Source organism: Dyadobacter jejuensis (assembly GCF_003149085.1).
Lineage (GTDB): Bacteria > Bacteroidota > Bacteroidia > Cytophagales > Spirosomataceae > Dyadobacter > Dyadobacter jejuensis.
Map to the genome: position 1 here is coordinate 24,675 of NZ_QGDT01000013.1, position 19,584 is coordinate 44,258.

Sequence of the window (19,584 nt, forward strand, 5' to 3'; positions counted from 1 at the left end):
GAATTAAAATTTGATATCCAAACCAAAGGAAATTACGGATGTGAATGGATAGGTTTGTTCGTCATTACGTTCCCAGGTTTCTTCAGGATCAAAGGATTTATTCCAGGTACCCTTGGAGAAGGTCAGTAGATCTTGGCCACTAAAATAAATTTTAGCACTTTGCATCTTTACCTTGGCACATAGCTCTTTAGGGATGTTATAGGCGAGAGAAACCGTCTTCATACGTAAATAGGCCAAATTATTCATACGTCGATTGGAGGCTCTCGACCAGTTCCAGTCTCTAAGCACGTCGTAGCCTTTGCCACCGGGTATGATCCTTGGGTAGGGGGCGTCTACATTGTCGGCCGACCAGGTTTTTCCGTAGAAATACTCCAAAGGTTGATACCACCAAACCCGAAAGGGAGCCGAGAAATCGCCGTAACGGATGCCCTCCCGTTTTCCTATACCTTGGAAGAACATGGTGAAATCGAAATTCTTATAGGATAAGCTGATATTGGAGGAGTAGTTGTAACGAGGCATAAGGTTACCCAGATATTGCATATCACCAGTAGTTCCTGCGGCGGGATCGCCAAAGGCGGTAATTTTACCATCCCCGTCGACGTCCCTATACATCATGTCCCCAATGCCCAACTGGGTTGGTGTATTCCCGATTTTTTTGTATTCCGCAAGCTGTGTTTCGTTGCTGATAATGCCGTCATCTACATAGCCGAAATAGGAGTTTAGGGAGTATCCCTGCCGCAAATGGACGAGTCCTTCGGAGTAAGTACTATTCCCTTTTAGCTCAACCAACTTGTTTTTATTGTCGCTCACCATAGCGGTGATGCTGTACTTAAAATCTCCTAGGCGGTCCGACCAGTTTAGAGATAGATCCCATCCGTGAGTGCGCAATTTTCCGATGTTTTGAGTTGGTGCGGTACCACCCAAAAGCGCTGGCAATTCGTCCCGGACTAACATTTTATCGTTAACCTTAATAAAATAATCGATGGAGCCAGAAAGCCTAGAGTTAAATACAGCGAAATCGAAACCTATATTGGTGTTCTTGACCGTTTCCCAGGTCCGGTTGGCCGATGCTATGGAAGATACCGCTCCTGAAAGGCCTGTATTGGGCGTGCCTATAGGGTATAATCCTTGAATAGATACCAACGGAATGTAATCGTAGTTGCCGAAACTTAGCTCTTGGTTCCCGGTATGGCCCCACGAGGCCCTGAACTTGGCAAGCTGCATCCATGTGGCGGACTTCATAAACTCCTCTTGCGATAGATTCCAGGATACCGAAGCTGCGGGGAACACAGCACTCCATCTTTTGCCAGGGGCAAATTTTGAACTACCATCTATTCTAGTGGTGAAATCTACATAATATTTTCGGTCGAATGAGTAACCTAACCTACCGAAATAAGACCTTAGAGACCACTCCGTTTCATATCCATTCGTGCTGATGTATTCCGCCCTTGTTTTGTCGGCGAGGTTCAGCGTAAAGAGGTCGTTGCTGGCAAAATTATATCCCCCAGCCGACTGGCCGTTATTCCCATTTTCTTCATGTGAAGATCCGGCCATTATATTCAAATGGTGTTTCCTGCCTATGGCCTTGTCGTACTCTAAGTAGGCGTTATAGAGCCCATATACATTTTTGCTGTTGTCGTAAAAAGCCCGATTGGGATTATTAACGATGCTTTCTACGCCGCCCTCCCAATTATGACTGGTGTAGGTGGGGTAGGATGAAAACGTATCTCCAAAGCCCAAGGTAATCCCCATTTGGGCGACTAATTTTAAGCCTTGAGCTAGTTGTGCCTCTCCTTTAAAATTCGTAGAGAGCTTAGAATAGTTATATTTATATTTACCGTGCAGTAAGGCCTCTACCGGATTCCCCCAGCCTCTAAACCGGTAGTACTGATCCAGTGGATTTTTTACTGGTATAAAACTCCAAACTCTAGGAGTAAGGCTTGTCGCAGACATCAAATTGACGGGTTCAATATTAGTCCTAGAATCGAAGCTCGTTCTAGTTTCAAAACGTAAGGCTTTGAACAATTGAAAATCATAATTCATTCGAAGATTATAGCGATCCGAATGGTTGTCTCCATAATTCATGATGCCTTCATCTTTGTTGTAGCCAGCCGAAAATAGGTAACTATTATTTTCTCCACCTCCCATGATACTGAGGTTGTGCATTTGTTGCATGCCGGTACCGTATATGATGTTGGTCCAATCAGTGGATTGGTAGAATCCTGGATTATTCACCCACAGCCATCCACCAGTTGGGTCTGGTTCGGCATTGGCTCTTATTTTGTCGAAGACGTCTGAAGAAACACCCGGTTGGCCAATATTACGCATCCCCTGATCATACATCTCGGTCATCTGGAGGGTGTTGGTCATGTTTTTCAAGAACTGTGGTTTTTTAATCCCCACATTTAAGGAATAGGAGATGGTTGGTTTTCCACTAGTGCCCTTCTTGGTCGTAACGAGTACCACACCATCGGCAGCTCTCGAACCATAAATAGATGCTGCTGCATCTTTTAAAACAGAAATATTAGCGATATCATTCGGGTTGAGAAGGTTCAGGTCGCCTGGTACTCCATCTACCAAGATTAAAGGCTTACTCCCGCCTATAGAAGAAACGCCTCGAATCTGCAGGGAAAAATTGTCGTTACCTGGCCGTCCACTACCTCTCAGGATTGTGACCCCAGGCATGGTCCCCTGTAGGGCCGTTAGTGTGTTCGTTAAAGGGCGAGCTTCGAATACTTTTTGGTCTATGGAAGTTATGGCTCCTGTTAAGGCCCCCTTCATTTTGGTACCATACCCTACCACTACTACCTCATCTAAGGCCTTGGAATGGACTTGCATGGTAACGTTTAGGGTCGTTCTTTCCCCCACCGTAATCTCTTGGGAGATATATCCGACATAGGAGAATATAATAGTTACATCGGGAGTGTCGAGTTCCAAGGAATATCGGCCTTCTACATCAGTTGTAGTTCCATGTTGGCTACCTTTCACCACAATACTTACCCCAGGTAAAGTTTCCCCATGAATGTCGGTTACGATACCCGTAAGGTTTTGAAGGGGACTTGCTACAGTAGCCTCCTCTCGTTTTGGCGCAGCATCGGGGTGGTGGCGAATTGTATTGGGCTTAGTGGTAAGCATCAGCATGATATGGCCTTTCATGAGCTTATACTCGATGCCAAGCGGAGTCAGTAGCTCAGTCAAAACCGACGAAAGGTACTTCTCCTTCGCATGGATATTGACCGTTTCTTTTAGCTGAATTCTGCTTTTACTATAGGCAAACTTAACCTGAGTAAGTGCTTCAATTTCGGTCAAAGCCTCTTGAAGCGTCACATTGTTCAACCGAAGCGTAATTTGTTGCTTTAGCAAGTCTTGCGCATCGCTTTTGTGAACACTGGACGCTAAGGCCACTGTTCCTGCCAGCAGGATTTGTAGGATTGATAACCGCATAATTCTGTATGCCGTATTGCTTTTTAATAAAAATTGCATAGGTTTGAGTTAGTTAAATACAATAAGAAATCTTTGTTGCCTTATCGGTGACTTTGGGAGCTTATTTGGAGATCAGGGGTGACGCCATCACCTCTGATTTTTTTAAGCGCCAAATTCAAATAAGTTTAATTCGTCTCTTTACTTCATTGAATTATAGTTTATAAGTGATACAATAATTGATTATTCAGGCCAAGTTAGCGGCATGGTTATGGATCAAGTGGATTATTGATGGGTGCCAGGGCCCGGGTTGGTACATCCTTCACCGCTGATAGTTACCACCGATGCGTTTATTTCATAGGTAGCTCCAAGCATTTGTGTAATCGTTTCCAAAACTTCTGAAAGTCTGTTCTGGTCAAAATTGGCTGTCACCAAACATTTATTAAGCCCCTCGTGGGCCAATTGGACCGTTATTCCAAATCTTTTTTCTAGTTGTTGGGCTACATCTTTTAAGGGGGTGTCCTCAAATGCCAATGAAACGGGTTGCCATGGAGCGTTCGGTTGGTTTTTATCGGGGATCCGACTAGTCAGCAGGGAGCCCGTTGCTACTTCAAAAACAGCCTCCTCTTCGGCCAACAAGGTTACGTTCTTGTCCGCTTCTTTTACAGAAGCGACTTCTACCTTGCCACTTACCACTGAAACAGCATAGTTTTCTTGTCCTGAAATAGCTCTTACATTAAAACTGGTACCGAGTACTTTGATCACAATTTCTTTAGAGTTAATTATAAAAGGCCTAGAAGCATCCTTCGATACATCGAAAAATGCCTCCCCTTCTAGGGTGACATTGCGGTGGTCTCCCATAAATGACTCAGGATAATAACTCAGACTAGCCTCTGGGTTAAGCCAAATGGAAGTTCCATCGGGTAGGGTGTGTTTGGCTACTTTTTTTTCTGAATTTTTGATAACTAGGCTAGCTATTGACGAAGTGGTAGGTTGGCTCAATTCGCTAACGTAATAGAGGCCCAATCCACCAATGAGGAGGATTAAAGCTACTGCAACATATCGTTGTGCTTGTCTCCATAACCTAACTGGCATAGGACTAGAGTCCAAGTCTAAAAACTCTCCAGTTGTGGTGTTTATCTTCTCCCTTATCCTTAATAAATGTGCTTCTTGGTTGAATGGGGTACCCTCGGATTCTGTAAAGTTGGTTTCCTGATACCAAGTTTCAACTAACAATCTTTCTTCTTCCGTGGCCTGGCCTTCAAGGAAACGTTTCAGTAATTCTGGGGTTAATTTCTCTTCCCTCATAGGTTCTTTCTCTGGTGGTATATTTAAGGTGCGCTATTATAAGGACGCATGGGAATTGACGAACCCTTGTGGAATAGAAAGATATTTTATGAATTTTTTTGTTTAGATCCGCTAACTTTGATTTCAAACGGTTTATTAAAATATGGAATACAAATATCGATACGGTGCATTTAGCAAGACAGGCGATTCTACTTTATGGCAAATGGTCAGGGAAGATGACAATCAAGAGGCCTTCGCGGAATTGCATCGACGATATGCAGAAAGATTACATGCCCAAGCATGCTTGAAGCTAGGGAATTCCATCCTTGCTGAAGATCTAGTCCAGGACCTTTTCGTGTCGTTATGGGTTCATCGCCAAGATATTAGAATAGAAAAATCGCTTCCTATTTATTTGTTTGCGGCCCTTAAGAATAGGATCATTTCTCAGCATAGGAAAGAAATGTATCGGAAAGCATCTTCCATAGAAGAACTCAATCCAGAAATATTAATACGGCAATCGGCCAACTTGGTGGACGATTGGATATTGTTTGAAGAGGTTCAAAAGAAATACAATACGGCATTGGAAATGCTCCCTGAGAAAAGTAAGGCCGTTTTTGAACTTAGTCGAAGCGGCTTACCCAATAAGGAAATCGCCCAACTTTTGGGACTTGCCGAGAAAACGGTAGAATTTCATATTACCAAAAGTATAAGAATCTTAAAGGTTAAAATGGGCGAGTTGTCGACCATACTGATTGCCCTTTTGATGGGCTAAAAATCACCAGTTTTGTTTAATCGATCCAAATACTAATGGCCTGACAGTGATCAAACCATAATAGATACCAGACCTAGCACCACCAACCTCTCAACTATATTTACAAAACCATTAATCTGTATACCAGAACCATGCAGTTTTTTGGTAGGCCCCCAAACAGCTGCTCATCGAAGCGGCTATTTGGCTGCATGTAGGGCAGCGAAAATTAAGTCATTCGCATTTAACTGAGATAAAGCGGCAGGCTACCTATAATTGGTCCAATGCCAAGACCTTCAGTCCTTCCACATCCCAATTGGCCCGTTTGGCACCGGCTTGGTAAGCACTCTCAAGAAAGTCCAATACCGTTTTGGCGGGATCGGAGCTCGAGACTACGTCTTGGTATTTTAAAATGGCCATGGGGCTACCGTTGGCGTCGGTCCACAAGGCGGTGTCGGGTAGTAAGGGTTCTTCTTCCAAGCCTTTTGGGGAAGGGAAGGTATAGGAATAATAAGCGGGTTCTGGCAGGTTGTCATCACCGGCCCAGAAGCCAAAACTAATTACTTCATGGGAGTAGGCATCTTTTTCGAGTGCGCTCGCTTTCGGATTGGCGGCTGGTGCTTTTCGGCCCGAGAATCGGGTGACGGTAAGGTCCAGGTGGTGCCAATAGATATGCACGGGGCAGGTCTTGCCGTAAAAGCGTCCGCTAAACTCTTTAAGTATGCGGTCGTTCCACAGCATCATCTGCCAAAAGGTATGAATGGCCGTCCAATCGTAATGATGGTATTCGGTGATTTCCTTGAAGGGCTTATCGATCCCCAAATCCAACGGCTTGTTGACAAACTTGGGTTCTTCTCCCCATGAGCTCAAGATGGCAAGGCTGTCTTTATAAAAGCTACTTACCGTATAGCCATCCACTAGGGAGATCTCGTGGCGCTCGCCCTTGCTATTTTCGAAGTGAACGGTTTTTCTGTGGACATTCAGGGTGATTTCAAAGGTATTAAGTCCATCAGCCATAGGTATCGGGGCCGTAGAAAAACCATTGGAGGTCACGTATTCGGTGATATACCACCAATGGTTTTTTCTTGGAGCGGCATGCAGCCTTATTTTTCCGATGATCTGCATAATCAGGTGCAAGGTCATCTTAGTGTCCTTCCAGGACTCGTAAGCAAGATATGGTAGTTTCATAATCCTATTTTTTTAATGGTACAATATTGATAATGAAGGTTTTATCCTCTTACAACGATACGCATTTTACAGCTCCTTTCCTAGTGTTATGGCCTTGTTTTTGGTTAGCCTAATCTCTTTAACAAGGGCTTTATATTGGATGGTATAAGTGCCGGTTTCCTGGGCTACTAGCCTTACCTGCACGAGTTGGCCGTCTTCCCATTTCTGATCCACAGTCACATTCCCCCTTGCTTTCAGGCCTTTCATCTCGCCGTCGGGCCAGGCGCTGGGCAGAGCCGGTAGTAGATGGATGACCTCGTTATGCGATTGTAGCAACATCTCAGCTATACCCGCCGTAGCCCCCATGTTGCCGTCAAGCTGAAATGGAGGATGAGCACACAATAAGTTAGCATAGGAACCTCCTCCATTCGACATGTTTACACCTGCCTGGTCGACCGGTTTTAGGAGGTTGTGGAAGAGCTGGTAGGCCCTGTCGCCGTCGAGCAGTCGCGACCAGAAATTTATTTTCCATGCCAACGACCATCCCGTTCCTTCATCACCGCGGGCATTGAGCGTCACCTTGGCCGCTTGGGCTAAGTCGGGACTGCTGTTTGGCGATATCTGGTAGCCAGGGTAAAGTCCATATAAATGGGAGACGTGGCGGTGGCGACTGGTGGAGTCGTCCTTGTCTTCTTTCCATTCTTGGAGCTGGCCCCAGCTCCCGATCTGGTTGGGTTGAATCCGATCCTTAACCTCCTTAATTTGGGCGGCAAACGCTGCATCGGTATTTAGAATTTGCGTGGCCTTATAGGTGTTCGAAAGCAAATCCCAGGCAATCTGATGATCCATAGTAGCTCCCATAGAGATTCCCCCATGCTCGGGAGAATAGGACGGTGAGGATATTAAATACCCCTGAGCATCCTTGGTAAGATAGTCCATCCAGAACAGCGAGGCTTCTTTTAGGATGGGATAGGCCTTTTTTTGAAGGAATTCCTTGTCCTTTGTAAACGCATAATGCTCCCATAAATGCCGACTCATCCAACCGGCACCACCAGGGAAAAATCCCCAAGGGAACTCCCATCCTGGCGAAGTAAATCCATAAGCGTTTAACATGGTATTGACAACCCAGCCTTTGGTGCCAAAGAAATGCTTGGCCGTCAAGCGTCCCGGTTCTACGATCGACTGCGTCAGGTCGAGATAGGGGATGTGGCATTCACTGAGGTTGGTGATTTCGGCAGGCCAATAGATCATCTGCAGGTTGATATTGGCATGGAAGTCCGCTGCCCAGGGTGGGTCGGTGCTGTCGTTCCATTTTCCTTGTAAGTTCATGGATATGGCTCCCGGCCTGCTGCCACTGATCATCAGGTAGCGGCCATATTGGAAGTATAGACGCTCCAGACCCAAATCGACAGTGCCTTGATAATGGGCTGCCAGCCGTTGGTCGGTAGGGAGGGCATTGGACTGGGGGCCGTTAGATAGGCTAAACTGCACCCTGTCAAATAAGGATTGGTAGTCGGTCAGCGCCTCTTTTTGTAATTTCTTGAAGTCCTTATTCCGAATTCCAGCCATCGTCATCTGGTTGTCCTTTTGGTAATCGTGGCCTTTATAGTCCGGAAATTGTAAGCGATATTCGGTGGCGGCGGTATGGGCGATGGTCATATAGTGAGCGTCAGCCACCGAGAGGCTCCCATCCTTAAAGGAAAGCTTTCCGTCGGTCCTAATCTGGTAGGCAGTTTCAAAGGCCTGGCCGTTGTTTTGTAAATGTCCACCAAAGCGATATACCTGGTTTTCGAATGCTTCGTGGTCCTTAACGTGGGGTGTCTGAAAGGCTATGGTATAGGTCTGTGGACTGGTGCAGGTGTAGTGATAAACCATCACCTTGGATGGATAATTGCCAAAATAGCTGCGGGTGTATTGGTCCTTACCCACCTTGTACCGGACGCTACCCGTTGCAGTGGCCAGGTCGAGTGAGCGGCTATAGTCGGCCACCTCGCCCTTTCTGCTCACCGTTACCATCAAGTCGCCCATGGTTTGCTGAGCACCGAAATCTATGGCAGGAGTTTTCCCTTTCGTTTGGTGAATCTGCCCGGTAAGTTCTTTATTGGCCAGTTGGTGGGCTTCCTTATACTTTCCTTCCGCCAAAAGCGCCCTGATGGTAGGCAAGACTTTTGCTGCATTTTCGCGAATACCAAAATTGTATTCTGGATGGGCTCCTTTTCCTCCAGCCCAAAGGCTTCCCTCAGTAAACTGGATTCTCTCCTTGTCGATTCCACCAAAAAACATGGCTCCAAGATACCCATTGCCTAGGGGCAGGGCTTGAGTCATCCATTTTTCGGCTGGCTGTTGGTACCATAGCTGGAGGTCCTGGGCCTGCTGTGCACTTCCCCGAATCGTCAGATGAAGGCTGGCCATTAGCAATATTAGTAAAGTTTTAAGGTTCATGGGGCTAAGAATAGTGTAAAAATTACCTGGGCTTACTGTATAGTCCAGGCTCAAAGATAAGGTGTTGTCGAAAAAAAAGTGAATTTAAAAGCAAAGAGAATGGGTGACGAAGCCAAGCCAAGGCGGAATTAAGGGGATGGGATTTTTGCAATCACTGTAACAATGCTTTTGGCGGAAATAGTGAGGCTAGGGCCAGCGTCTATGGGCCGAAGGTCGTGTTGGGCGGAGGTCTTGAATGCCCTGTATGGCTCCAGATCCCCTTCCTTAGTGCTGAGGTTGACCACTTTGTCATTTTCAGTGGGGTTCACTAGGACGGTGACTATTTCTTTGGCTTCATTCATATAGGCCGATACCAACAGTTCGCTTTCTTGGCTGCTCTGAACGGCGATTCGTTGGGCACCGGGTTTGATAAATCGACTATACTGGCCCAAAGCCCAGAGCATCTTAGAGGCCTGGAAATTACCGTCAGTTTTGTTTTTGTCGATATATATTAAGCCGTCTTTATAGTTGTAAGGAGATATGGCTAGCCACCAATGCCAGGCCGAAGCTTGGGCATATACCAGGTCGTTATGAATTACCCCCGCCACATAGAGCGCAGGGTCTATCCCCAAGTCTTTTTTATTGCCGTTTATGTCCCCAGCATTATTTCCGAGTATACAATATTCCGACATCCAGTAGCGTAGGCCAGGTACGGTTCCGATGGCTTCGGCGACTTTTTTACGTTTAGAAATGGCCACTGCCGCTGGGGAGGTGGTAAAATAGCTGTGCGCTGAGATGCCCTTGGAAAGGTTGGGGAGATCACCAACATAATCTTTTGACTTTGGATCGAAAAATGCCTGCACCTGCTGGCCTTGGCCTGCCTTGTTATGGTCGGCGTACAAAAAGTCAATCTGTCCAGCTTCCGCAATGTCGATTTTAGTCTTGATTCCTTTTTGAATTAAAATGTTGCTCAGAGCCTTGGTGATTCCGGCGATCTCACCATTCCGGTAAGGAGTTCCCTCTTGCCCTGCATTGGTCCAGTCCCATTGAGGCTCGTTCACAGGGCTAATATAGTCGAAGTCAACGCCTGTTTTACCATGCAGGCCAGCCAATACTTCAGCAAGGTAAGTGGCATAGTCGTCAAACCGATCCTCGGCCAAGTTAGGGATTCCTTTATTAGCCCCGTCCTTGCTGGCGTAGCCCTTTTTGTTCTTAGTCATGAAAACAGGAGGGCTATTGGGAAAGGCTAGGAACTGACTGACCCCACGGGATTGGGCAGCCTTCAAAAACCAGCTTTGACCGGCTTGTTTGTTCCAGTTGTAGGTGCCATCGGCATTTAAAAAAGATTCTGCACGGCGCCATTCGTCCTTTATATCGCTGTTTTCGCCCTGTTCGCTACTGCCGGCGCCAATATTGAATCGCCATAGGGATAGGCCGATACCAACTGGCTGTCCATTTTGAAGGGTGTCTTGGCTAAAGAGTAAATCGGCTATAGCGTTTTTCTTGCTGTCGGGCCATTGTCCTACAAACTGGCAGGACCAAGCATCGGAAGCGCCAAAATGTTCGATGGTCTGGTACGTTTCCGCCGGGTTGATGATCAATTTCAGCGTGGGTGACTGTCTGGGCTGGGCCGAGGCAATTCCTGTAACGAACAGGCTTAGAGTAAGGTAGAAAAGGGATTTTATGGAAATGCGCATGAGGTAAACGGGCAAGTAGTATATTTAAATTTGGTTTTAAGTCAATTTTGTGTCAAAGATACTGGTTTCGAATCCATCGATACTCTTTCTGTTCTTTCTCGACCAATATTCGGCAATGCCCTCTTCCCCTTGTTTGGTGGCCCATTCGTTGAGTTCATGACGGTCGCCCTGATAGTCCATCAATGGTACGGCCATTCCACAGGACGATTGGACCGTGTCGATCTCTAAATCGAATAGCTGTCTAGAACCGGGTAGGGCAGGGAATAGATGGATAAACTCCTCCCATTGGGCATCCCTAGGATGATAGGCCTTGGCAGTTCCATACAGGCGCAATATCAATGGTTTTCCTTCGAAGGCACAAAACATCAGGGTCATTCGGTCGTTCTCTAACAGATGGGCGGCGGTTTCGTTACCACTCCCCGTGACATTGAGCCATATTACCCTATTTGGTGAGAGCACGCGTAGGCTGTCCATCCCTTTTGGGGATACATTGACGGTGCCTTTTGCGGCGGCAGTTCCCACAAAAAACAACTTTTGGGAGGCAATAAATTGCTTATGCGCATCCGTGATTTGTGCTGTTATCTTTCCCATTGATTTTCCGATTATTTGATTTTTGGACTTTTTACCTGTCTGTCGTTTAGGGTTAAATCTACTTTATACAAGTAAATATACACAGTCTTGTCCCGAGGCCACCCTTTGAGCCGCTCGAATGCGCTAAATTTTGTAACAGGGCTACAGCAGAATAGGAGAAAAATAGATGGACAGGTTCATAGTTTAGGAGGCTTTCGCGCTTTCGAATCCGGTGCTACCTAATGGTTTTAAGCTAACTACCCGTATCCATTGATATAGTCAAAACCTACAGGATACTAACTTTCTGTTGGGTAAAATCAGCCCACTGTCTTTCCTAATTATGGCCGTATTTATTCTCGTATTGGTATCAAGAACCCCTGTTTTATCGGCGTAATTAGCCGATTATGCGCTCTTCACTTTAAGATTATCCCTGATAATAACCATTTTAGCTGAAATTCTTGTTAACGTACAAGAAAAATAGTGTAAAATGCCAATGGGGTAATATTTTACTAGTGCAGGGTAATTTCGAATAATCTTCTTACAATTTATTCTATTCTCTTTGTATAAATCTTTTTCTTATAGGATAAACACAATTCCAGGTTTAATTCTTAAAAGGATTTTTGACATCATGATATGTAAAGAGGAGAAGGTATTTAGATTTTAAACCAAGCATAAATGAAAACTACAAAACTCATATTTCTTTCCCTAGGGTTGTTGGCCATGCAACCTTCTCAGGCGCAGCAGAAAGGCATTATCAATAACGCCGACAGTCCCTATGTGACGCTTAAGAGCATAAATATGGGCGACTGTCAGTGGACGTCGGGTTTTTGGGCCGATAAATTTAAAAAGGCCGAAGAAGTGATGGTTCCGAACATGGGTACCTTGTTGAAGGGAGATATAGGCCATGGACTGAATAACTTTAAAATTGCGGCAGGCCTCAAAGAAGGCAAGCACCAAGGTTTCCCCTGGCACGATGGCGATTTTTACAAATGGATGGAGGCCTCTACCTATATCTATGCGCATAACAAGGATCCTAAAATCCTAAAAGAGCTCGATGATATTATCGACATCATTGGTAAAGCGCAGGAAAAAGATGGATACCTACAAACTAAAATCCAAATCGATCCTAAAGTAGATCGCTATGAAAACAGACGTTTCCATGAAATGTACAATAGTGGTCACCTCTTTACCAGCGCATGTATTCATTACAGGGTAACAGGGCAGACCAATTTTTTGGATATTGCCAAAAAGCATGCCGACCTGTTGTACTCTGTTTTTATGCCTGAGAATAAGCATTATGGACGATTCGGTTTTAACCAAACCCAGATCATCGGGCTGGTGGAACTTTACAGGACTACAAAAGATCATCGCTACCTCCAACTGGCTGAGAAATTTATAAATAACCGTGGGAAGTACAAGGTAGAAGACGATGAGACTACCCTGGGCTATCCTATAGGGGATATGGTGCAGGAGCGGACCCCATTGCGCGAGTCTACGGAGGCGGTAGGCCATGCCGTGTTAGCACTTTATTATTATGCAGGTGCGGCCGATGTAGCGGCCGAAACGGGCGAAAAGGCTTTGATTGAGGCTTTGGATAGGCTTTGGGATAATGTTACACAAAAGAAAATGTATGTTACCGGAGCGGTAGGACAGGCGCATTATGGCCGATCGACCAGTAAGGATAAGATCGAAGAAGGTTTTATTGACGAGTACATGATGCCCAATATGACGGCTTATAACGAAACTTGTGCTAATGTTTGTAACTCTATGTTTAGCTATAGGATGATGGGCCTAAAAGGGGAGTCCAAATATGCCGATGTGATGGAGCTGGTATTGTTCAATAGTGCGCTATCGGGTATCAGCATAGAAGGTAAAGATTATTTCTACAGCAATCCTTTAAGGATGCTCAATAACTCCAGAGATTACACCAAACATAACACGGAATTGCCGGTTAGGCAGTCTTATTTGGAGTGTTTCTGTTGCCCACCAAATTTGGTGCGGACCATTGCGCAGCTTTCGGGCTGGGCCTATAGCCTATCGCCTAAAGGGGTTTCGGTCAATTTGTATGGAGGTAACACCTTAAATACGCATTTGTTGGATGGGTCCAAACTTAAGCTTACCCAAGAAACCCAATATCCGTGGGATGGCGCAGTGAAGCTGACTGTAGACGAGTGCAAAGAGGCTCCTTTCGAAATGATGTTAAGGATTCCGGAGTGGGCTAAAGGAGCGAAAGTGACGGTAAATGGGAAAGATATTGGCGTAGTAGTAGAGCCAGGACACTATGCCAAGGTGGATCGTTTTTGGAAAAAGGGCGACGTGGTAAGTGTTAACCTGCCTATGCCAGTGATGTTAATTGAAGGGAATTCACGAATTGAGGAGGTCCGCAATCAGGTGGCTATTAAAAGAGGACCTATCGTTTATTGTTTAGAATCGACGGATTTGCCCAAAGACGTCAGCATCTTGGATGCCTATTTGCCAGGTTCCGAACAGCTGGATGTTAAATTTCAGCCGGAGTTTTTAGGAGGGGTGAGTACGATTTCAGGAAATATCATGCTCCGCAAAGATGAGGTACAGGGAATGTACCAGTCGATTTCAAAGCCTGAATGGCAAAAGGTAAAAACGAGTTTCGTTCCATATTTTGCCTGGAGTAATAGGGGACAAAGTGAGATGACCGTGTGGTTGCCGATTATGTGGGACAAAAAATAATCTAAATCCAAAAATCAGATGAAAACGTTATTGAAGTCGGCCGTTTTGATGCTTTTGGTTCATTGTGCCAGCGCCCAGAAAAGACCCAATGTACTGTTTATTGCCATAGACGATCTACGTCCCGAATTAGGGTGCTATGGCTCGGACCAGGCGATTACCCCAAACTTAGATGCCTTGTCGCAGAGAGGACTCCTATTCAATAAGGCTTATTGTCAGCAGGCTATTTGTAGTCCTTCCAGGGCGAGTCTGATGACCGGGGCTAGGCCGGAGACCATCAAAGTGATAGAAAACTATACCTATTTCCGAGATCTAAATCCGGATATAGTCACCCTGCCCCAGCATTTCAGGGAGAATGGATACGAAACCGTCTACTGTGGCAAAATTTTCCACGGAGAATATACCGATGATGAAAAGTCTTGGAGTTGGCAGCCGGCCGTGAAGGCACTGGGTATAAAAAGGCCTCATTTGCCTGGAGGATATGCCCTGCCCAACAACCAGGAGACCTTCAAAAAAGATAAATCGGCGATGGTCAAAAAATATGGTGAAGCCGCCAAATACGGAATAGGGAATGGTCCTGCCTATGAGTTTGCCGATGTGCCTGATGTCACCTACGAGGATGGGTATAATACCCAGCTGGCTATCGCTACTATGAAAGATATGGCTAAAAATGATGATAAGCCGTTCTTCTTAGGCCTAGGTTTTCATAGGCCTCACCTCAACTGGCAAGCGCCGAAGCGTTATTGGGATATGTACGACGAGGACAAAATTAGCTTGGCAACACAGAAAGAGGGGCCTAAAGGTGGGGCAGCAATGGGCTTACACGCTTCTTTCGAATTGCGTACTCGTTACGACATCCCTAAGGAAGGGGCTATCGACGACAAAATGGCGGTCAACCTCAAGCATGCCTATTTGGCTTGTGTGAGCTACGTAGATGCACAAATAGGTATGATGCTAGCGGCGCTCGATGAGGCCGGTTTACGAGAAAATACCATCGTCATTATTTGGTCCGATCATGGCTGGCACTTGGGCGATATGGGGATTTGGGGAAAGGCTACCAACTATGAAATCGCCACCAGGGTGCCCTTAATCATCTCGGCGCCATCGATGAAAGAATCCATACGGGGTCAAAAGACCGACGCTTTGGTTGAATTGGTAGACATGTACCCAAGCCTTTGCGAGTTAGCGGGAATCTCGAAGCCAAGCCACTTAGAAGGACATAGCTTTGCGCCCTTAATGGAAAACCCCGAATTGAAGTGGAAGAAGGCCGTATTTAGTCAATATCCTGATCCTGCTCTGAGGGAATGGGCCGCCAACCCGCTTTCGCCAGGTATGCGTGAAACTTATTTTGGCCCCCTCATTGAGGAGGTAGAGGGTCATATCAAAGATCAACAGAAGGGTAAATGGGATAGGGAATTGTTTGAAAAATATTTGATGGGCTATAGCATGCGTACCAAAGACTACCGATTGGTGGTATGGAAAGATACCCGCAAGCCCAAAGCCGATCCTATTGATATAGAATTGTATGATTTGTCGAAAGACCCCGCCGAAATGGTAAACATTGCCAGCAAGAAAAAAGCCACCATTCACAAGCTTATGAACCAGTTCAATGCGGGCTGGCAAGGCAATCTGCCCGATCATCATATGTAGTTAGTCAGGCCTATTGAAGGCCTATAGGCTAACGGACCGTACCACAGCGTCATCGAGGCCCGAACCGTGAATTCGGAGCAAGGTCTCGAAGAAGGGCTGGCATAAAAATCCTTGTAGCGAATATTTAAAAGAAAATTTAAAGTAATTAATGATGAACAAGAACTCATATCGTTTTCAGTATCTGTTGGGCTTATTGATGCTGGTTGGCATTGGGCTGGTGCAGGCACAAAACGCCAAACCCAATATATTAGTAGTGCTTTGTGACGACCTGGGCTATGCCGATGTCGGTTTCAACGGATCGAAGGATATTGTAACTCCCCATCTGGATAAACTAGCCAAAGGTGGAGCTCACTTTACCTCGGCCTATGTGGCGCACCCTTTTTGTGGCCCGAGTAGGGCTGCACTGTTCACGGGGCGCTATCCACATGTGATCGGCACGCCTTTCAACCTCCGCGACGACGGGGTGAAAACCGATGATGGGGTGCCTACCAATGAGGTATATATTAGCAACGTCCTACACGATGCAGGGTATTACACCGGAATTGTAGGGAAATGGCATTTGGGATATGCGGATCAGTTCCACCCCAACAACCGAGGCTTCGACGACTTCTATGGCTTTCTGGGTGGGGGGCATAATTATTTCCCTGAACAATTTTCGCCCTTATATGAAAAACAAGCCAAGGCGGGAGTGTATCCTATACGAGAGTATATCAAACCCTTACAGCATAATGGGAAGTGGGTTCAGGAAAAAGAATACGTTACCGACGGACTATCTCGCGAAGCTATGGGGATGATAAAAGGTGCTGCAAGTAATAAAAAGCCCTTCTTCCTATATCTGGCCTACAATGCCCCTCATGTACCTTTGGAGGCCAAAGAAGAGGATTTGAAGCACTTTGCCCATATTAAAGATAAGGACCGTAGGACCTATGCAGCCATGGTATATGCCGTCGATAGGGGGGTAGGGGAAATTGTGAAGGTCCTAAAAGAGACCAATCAATATGATAATACCCTGATAGTCTTTTTGAGCGACAATGGGGGGAACTTCGATCATGGCGCCAATAATGAGCCCTTGAAGGGTACCAAAGGCGATACCTTCGAGGGAGGATACCGGGTGCCTATGTTCATGCATTGGCCAGGAAAAATTACGGCCGGTAGTCAGTTCGATTTCCCAGTGACTTCCTTGGACCTTTATCCTACATTTGCTCACCTCGCTGGAGCCCAAATACCGAAGGGTAAGAAGCTAGATGGAAAAAATATTATTGAAAAGGTAATAAAAGGAGAAAACCCTCGCCCCAACGAAATGATCTATGCCTTGCGGTATCGGTTTGGCTATACCGACGTGGGCGCCCGAATGGACGACTGGAAGGCTACTCGGGTGGCTAATGAGCCATGGCAACTTTTCAATATCAAAAATGACATCGGTGAAAAGCACGATCTTAGTAAAAGATTTCCGGATCGCTTGGCCAAAATGGTACAGCAGACACAGGAATGGAGCAAAACTCATGTGCAACCGCTATGGTGGTATTACGACAAGGAGGCTGTAATGTGGAAACAGGGACTCACTCCGAACTATAAGGAAACTTTTAGTATTGACGAATAAAGCACTTAAAAGATTATTCTTAAAGGAGAAATGGCTTAAATTAGTATGGCCAATTATTGGAATGGGACAGGACTTAAATGGGGGACTATGAAATTGCTACTGAAAAATACTGAAAATCTATTGAACGATCGTTTGAACGTGATTAAGCGCGAAGTAGCTTGTTTGGATTCATCTTGGCATTATCACCCCCAGTTTGAGTTGATATATATTTCACAGAGCAACGGAATTCGCTTTGTGGGGGATAGTGTCTCTCAGTTTTTCCCTGGCGATTTAGTGCTGGTTGGCCCCAATTTGCCTCATTTATGGAGAAACGACCCTTCGTATTATAAAGAGGACGAATCTAAAAAAGTGGAAACAATCATTCTTAAGTTTACGAAAAATTTTATTGGTGAAGGAACCTTTCAAAACCCCATGTTTGGAGGGGTAAACCATATGCTTGAACAGGCGAAGTATGGGATCAGCTTCGGTAAAAATACCAGCCGTCGGTTACACCAGGAATTACATCAAATGGTAAACTTATCCCAAGCAGAGCAGTCTATCAAAATGTTAGAGGTGCTCTTTAGGCTGTCGGTGGCGGAGGACAAGCTGGAACTGTCTTCTTCGGATATGCGGCAGTATACCACCGAAAATTCACAACGTATAGATATGGTGCTCAAATATATTTCTGATAACCATGCCGAGGAGATTAGCCTCAATGATGTGGCCGATATAGCCTGTATGACTCCAAATTCTTTTTGTAGATTTTTTAAGAAAATGACCAATAAATCATTCGTTCAGTTTTTGAATGAAGTTCGCATCCGGGATGCTTCTAGGTTGTTGGCTCAAGAGGACTTGCCGATCTCCGAAATCTGTGATATTGTAGGCTATAAGTCCATTACCAATTTCAATAAGCAGTTCAAGCAGATTGTTGGTAGTACACCCAAAGACTATCGATTGAATAACCTGAACTTGTTCTTTAGTGATAAATACAACCAGGTAGGCTAAGGCCGTAAGGGGCAACTTTTGGATGTCTGCAGGAGGAGGATGGCTTAGCCCTATGGATGTACTTCCGTATATGGTTATAGGTTTTGGGGTATGAATGAGGGAACATGGGCCTATCTGACGAAAGGGAAGCGCCCATGGGCGGTCATGGAAGGAGAAAGGTAATTTATGACTAAGTTATTTCACTGCCGCTGGTTCATCGGAGCAGGAGCCTTTGTGGGTAAAATACTGCTAAAGCAGGGTAAGATTCACGAGCCATCAGAACGTATAAAATAGTTAATTTGTATTAAACACTTAAAAATATGGACTTTGCATTACTTCCTTTAGCATTGGTATTATTTGCCAGTATTTTTCAAGGATCCTTCGGAATAGGAATGAAATTCATGGCACCACTGGCTTGGGAGGCATGGTGGCTCGTACATGCCACGGTGGCCATGGTGATCTTACCCTTAGTTTGGGCACTATTAGTCGTTCCCGATTTGTTTGGAATCATTGCCCAGGCACCTTCTTCAGCCTTATTATTGGGCATGTTATTTGGTTTTTTATGGGGGATAGGAGGAATTATGTTCGGTAAAAGTATTCCATTTATCGGTATTTCACTTACCTATGGCATTGTCATGGGTTCTTGTTCGGCAGTAGGAAGCCTGATCCCATTTTTCCAATTAGAGAACGCTTCGAGCCTACCCGCCTTTCCATATGTGATGGCAGGAGTGTTGATTATGCTCATAGGGGTGGCTATAACGGCATATGCAGGAATTCAGAAGGATAAAATAATGAATCAAGGAAAGCCCGGTGGAGGTAATCTGCAACTGGGCCTGCTCATCGCCCTGATCAGTGGGGTGTTGTCGGCCTTGCTCAATGTAGGGTTTGTTCAGGCACAGCCGGTAGGGCAGTTGGCTGAGGCCGCTGGCGTGCTGACACGCAATAGTAGTTTGGCGGTATGGGTAGTCGTGTTGGTGGGGGCATATATCATGAATGCAGGCTATGCGTTGTTTCTTCTATTTAGGAATAATAGTTGGGGGTCATTTGGCCTGAAGGGTACTGGCAAGGCTTATGCCTGGTCGGTGGGAGCCGGGGTATTATGGTTTGGCGCTTTAGGGGTATATGGCCAAGGAGCCACGCTTATGGGAAGTATGGGGCCTGTTATAGGTTGGCCTATTTTGTTAGGTGTTTCACTCGTGGTAAGCAATATATGGGCTTATTTTAATAAAGAATGGCTCGGGGCAGTGAAGCCCTTTGCCTGGTTGGTAGTGGGGTTGATGGTACTTATTTCGGCTACTATTATTCTAGGGTACGCCAATGGGGTATCCTAAGGAGAGGACTTCGTTTAAAAAGAAAAT

The 19,584-nt window shown here is 45.6% G+C and carries 12 protein-coding genes; 6 read left to right on the forward strand and 6 right to left on the reverse strand.

Going from position 1 to position 19,584, the window contains the following annotated elements; genetic code table 11:
• Positions 1–3: 3 nt before the first annotated feature.
• Entirely contained in the window at positions 4–3,444 is a 3,441-nt protein-coding gene (locus tag CLV98_RS19115; RefSeq protein ID WP_158281295.1) for a SusC/RagA family TonB-linked outer membrane protein, read from the reverse strand.
• A gap of 261 nt (positions 3,445–3,705) precedes the next feature.
• Positions 3,706–4,728 carry a FecR family protein gene (locus CLV98_RS19120; RefSeq protein WP_109676979.1) on the reverse strand — a complete coding sequence of 341 codons (1,023 nt, stop codon included), beginning with the start codon at positions 4,726–4,728 and terminating at the stop codon, positions 3,706–3,708.
• Positions 4,729–4,870: 142 nt separating this feature from the next.
• Here CLV98_RS19120 and CLV98_RS19125 point away from each other — a divergent pair, with 142 nt between their 5' ends.
• Positions 4,871–5,479 carry a sigma-70 family RNA polymerase sigma factor gene (locus tag CLV98_RS19125; protein WP_109676981.1) on the forward strand — a complete coding sequence of 203 codons (609 nt, stop codon included), beginning with the start codon at positions 4,871–4,873 and terminating at the stop codon, positions 5,477–5,479.
• A 246-nt stretch (positions 5,480–5,725) separates the two neighbouring features.
• On the opposite strand, the gene CLV98_RS19130 is transcribed toward CLV98_RS19125, so the two are convergent.
• From CLV98_RS19130 to CLV98_RS19145, 4 genes are all read right to left on the reverse strand, one after another.
• Positions 5,726–6,643, reverse strand: a complete 918-nt coding sequence (locus tag CLV98_RS19130) for a DUF5996 family protein (protein ID WP_109676983.1) — start codon at positions 6,641–6,643, stop codon at positions 5,726–5,728.
• Positions 6,644–6,709: 66 nt separating this feature from the next.
• Positions 6,710–9,064 (reverse strand): glycoside hydrolase family 95 protein, encoded by a 2,355-nt coding sequence (locus CLV98_RS19135; RefSeq protein WP_109676985.1) that lies wholly within the window; start codon positions 9,062–9,064, stop codon positions 6,710–6,712.
• 128 nt (positions 9,065–9,192) lie between these two features.
• Positions 9,193–10,740 (reverse strand): glycoside hydrolase family 30 protein, encoded by a 1,548-nt coding sequence (locus CLV98_RS19140; RefSeq protein ID WP_109676987.1) that lies wholly within the window; start codon positions 10,738–10,740, stop codon positions 9,193–9,195.
• Between the two features lie 36 nt (positions 10,741–10,776).
• Positions 10,777–11,331 carry a pyridoxamine 5'-phosphate oxidase family protein gene (locus tag CLV98_RS19145; protein WP_109676989.1) on the reverse strand — a complete coding sequence of 185 codons (555 nt, stop codon included), beginning with the start codon at positions 11,329–11,331 and terminating at the stop codon, positions 10,777–10,779.
• 654 nt (positions 11,332–11,985) lie between these two features.
• Here CLV98_RS19145 and CLV98_RS19150 point away from each other — a divergent pair.
• The 5 genes from CLV98_RS19150 to CLV98_RS19170 all read left to right on the forward strand — a co-directional run bounded on the left by CLV98_RS19150 (position 11,986) and on the right by CLV98_RS19170 (position 19,557).
• On the forward strand, positions 11,986–14,016 hold the full coding sequence (locus tag CLV98_RS19150) for a glycoside hydrolase family 127 protein (protein WP_109676991.1): 2,031 nt from the start codon (positions 11,986–11,988) through the stop codon (positions 14,014–14,016).
• Positions 14,017–14,034: 18 nt separating this feature from the next.
• Complete coding sequence (locus CLV98_RS19155; RefSeq protein ID WP_109676993.1) at positions 14,035–15,663, forward strand: sulfatase; 1,629 nt, start codon at positions 14,035–14,037, stop codon at positions 15,661–15,663.
• A gap of 148 nt (positions 15,664–15,811) precedes the next feature.
• On the forward strand, positions 15,812–17,263 hold the full coding sequence (locus CLV98_RS19160) for a sulfatase family protein (protein WP_211320074.1): 1,452 nt from the start codon (positions 15,812–15,814) through the stop codon (positions 17,261–17,263).
• Positions 17,264–17,350: 87 nt separating this feature from the next.
• A complete protein-coding gene (locus tag CLV98_RS19165) occupies positions 17,351–18,247 on the forward strand; it encodes an AraC family transcriptional regulator (protein ID WP_109677135.1) in 897 nt (298 codons plus the stop codon).
• A gap of 299 nt (positions 18,248–18,546) precedes the next feature.
• On the forward strand, positions 18,547–19,557 hold the full coding sequence (locus CLV98_RS19170; RefSeq protein WP_109676997.1) for an L-rhamnose/proton symporter RhaT: 1,011 nt from the start codon (positions 18,547–18,549) through the stop codon (positions 19,555–19,557).
• Positions 19,558–19,584 lie beyond the last annotated feature (27 nt).